Origin of the sequence: Aneurinibacillus aneurinilyticus ATCC 12856, assembly GCF_000466385.1 — a bacterium.
In the GTDB taxonomy this organism is placed as follows: domain Bacteria; phylum Bacillota; class Bacilli; order Aneurinibacillales; family Aneurinibacillaceae; genus Aneurinibacillus; species Aneurinibacillus aneurinilyticus.
Map to the genome: position 1 here is coordinate 1 of NZ_KE952850.1, position 2,201 is coordinate 2,201.

A 2,201-nucleotide genomic window follows, 5' to 3' on the forward strand; every position below is an offset into this window, starting at 1 on the left:
CTCCAAATGTGTAATAGCTTCCTTTAATTCAATGACTTGGTACGGAACATTCACTGATCTAGCATCCCGTTCGAGCTGTTTGACAATACGTGTCCGTTTTATTTGTATTACATAAGTTTAGATGACAGAAAGAGCGCTTAGGTTCATAAAAAAATTAATTTTTTGTATGAAGAGATTTCATACTTATTTTGCTTTATTTTTTTCCATCTTCCATACAATTCACTCAGAACCTTAGCCATAGCTGGAGAAACAAATCCAAAGGAGAAAATTAGAAGAACTGCCCCTTGCCAATCGTGTACATATGCATAGGCAAGACAAATTAATCAATTAGCGTATTGCTTACTCCAACTCTCTATCTGCTTTTTTGCATCCAAGTTCTTTCCCCCTTTCTTTTATGACTGTACTATGCACAAAACAAGCAAAAGGTTGCGTCAAAAGAAAAATATTTTTATTAGGGAGCCTACCCCATGCCCATCAAGTTAAGAATTTTAGGATAGTTGGAAATGTGCTTTACCTTGCTTAACTAGCATACCCGTTGAAACAAGGTAGAAGCCCGTGGTGATTTCCTTTCTATTCCAATTCTGCTTGCTTCATATAATATTCCATCGCTTGATTAAGCCATTTCTGCTCATCTTCTGTAAATGGAGAAGGTGTCATATTTTCAAGCTCTTGAATATTTATTTTTTCCACGTCAACATCAGCTAGCTTTCGCATCAAATCCCCACCAAGAAACTCAAAAGATGCTTCTAGATACGTTTTGATCATTTCTTGTACTTTTAAATCCTTTACAGGTTTACCATATAATTGTTTTACCTTCTTAGCAAATTGAATAAAGGTTTGATCTAGGGTGATTTTTTCTGCTTCTGTTTTCTTTGACAATTCTTCCACTACATCTGTTGGCATATGCTGTTCCATCCATTCTTTTTGCATATTCTCCGTCTGTATACTATGGATAAGACTGAATAAAATGGTGCTATCCACTTCCTCTTCTTTCTTAAGTAACTTAATGACTCTCTGAATAGCAGTCATTGATTGTTCGATTCGTTCTTTTTCTTTTTCTAATGCTTGCAAGTGAAGGCTTAAAGTCTCATTTAAATCAACGGTAAAACTCGATTCATGTAACAAGTTATTGATTTTATCCAGACTATATCCCAAGAACTTTAGGCTTACAATTTTTTGTAAGGTTAGAATATCTTGATGATTGTAAATACGGTGGCCCGATGTTGGGTGCTTTTCTGGTTGTAAAAGACCGATTTCATCATAATAATGTAAAGTGCGAATAGATATTCCTGTTTTCTCCGAAAATTCTCCTATGGAATACTTGTTGCTTTCTTTCATCAACATTCCCCCCATAAAGAATATATGTTCATTGTAAAACCTTACGTAACTAGAGATTCAAGAAGAAAATGGGAACAAGAATAAAGTTTATGTATCACATTCTATTTCACAATAACTACCAGTTAGTTTAATTATAAATATTTATAGTGGTTTCCGTACGATAATCTGAATATCCGAATTTTATAGCTCCCCTTAAAACAAAAATCATATATACTTTCAAAGTTAAAATGCTCATTTTATCACTTTAGGGTGACTTGTTTTCTTAGTCATAATGAACGAGGCTGGCCCCTATTTTCATAATCACGTGGGTTGCACTGGATGTAGAAGGTCAGTACGGAGCCACAATATGAAAAAAGGAACCGGTACTTATGAAGGATATCACAAAATACATCAGTTTAGACATTTCCAAAGATTCTATTGCTGTAGCGATTGCTGATTTAGGTCGGGAAGCTCTACGTTTTTACGGTACGATTCCAAACACTCCAGAAACCATTCGCAAACAGGTTGATCATGTAGGGAAAAATGCACAACTCAAAATATGTTATGAAGCTGGACCTACAGGATATGGAGTGTATCGTTGTGGCTCCTCCTCATTCCGGTACGCCAGAGCGATCGTGTAAGGATACATCACCGTCCCTATCACCGATGAGTTGTTCTACTTCAGAAGGCGCCTCTTTATTGTTACCGCGATTGAATAACGTGATTTCGTGCCCTCTTTTCAACCCTTCCTCTACCAACGCTTTTCCTAAAAAACGAGCACCTCCTAATATAAGAGTCCTCATAATTTACCCCCTATTTACTTTAATAACCTGCAACAAATACATTTATTTTGAGCGTTTTGCAAAATAGCAATTTTCACCGAA

At 36.0% G+C, this 2,201-nt stretch carries 2 protein-coding genes and 1 pseudogene; 1 reads left to right on the forward strand and 2 read right to left on the reverse strand.

What is annotated here, in order from left to right; genetic code table 11:
- Positions 1-570 precede the first annotated feature (570 nt).
- A complete protein-coding gene (locus HMPREF0083_RS18425; protein WP_040303706.1) occupies positions 571-1,338 on the reverse strand; it encodes a MerR family transcriptional regulator in 768 nt (255 codons plus the stop codon).
- Between the two features lie 368 nt (positions 1,339-1,706).
- On the opposite strand from HMPREF0083_RS18425, the gene HMPREF0083_RS27365 reads away from it, so the two are divergent.
- Complete coding sequence (locus HMPREF0083_RS27365; protein WP_021623164.1) at positions 1,707-1,958, forward strand: hypothetical protein; 252 nt, start codon at positions 1,707-1,709, stop codon at positions 1,956-1,958.
- Here the strand turns inward: HMPREF0083_RS27365 and HMPREF0083_RS18430 are convergent.
- Positions 1,959-2,120: pseudogene (locus tag HMPREF0083_RS18430) on the reverse strand (NAD-dependent epimerase/dehydratase family protein); the annotation flags it as partial.
- Between the last annotated feature and the right edge of the window lie 81 nt (positions 2,121-2,201).

Excerpts from the sequence above, each read along its gene's own strand:
- HMPREF0083_RS27365 (WP_021623164.1), top strand. The coding sequence starts at position 1,707 with ATGAAGGATATCACAAAATACATCAGTTTAGACATTTCCAAAGATTCT.
- HMPREF0083_RS18425 (WP_040303706.1), bottom strand. The coding sequence starts at position 1,338 with ATGAAAGAAAGCAACAAGTATTCCATAGGAGAATTTTCGGAGAAAACA.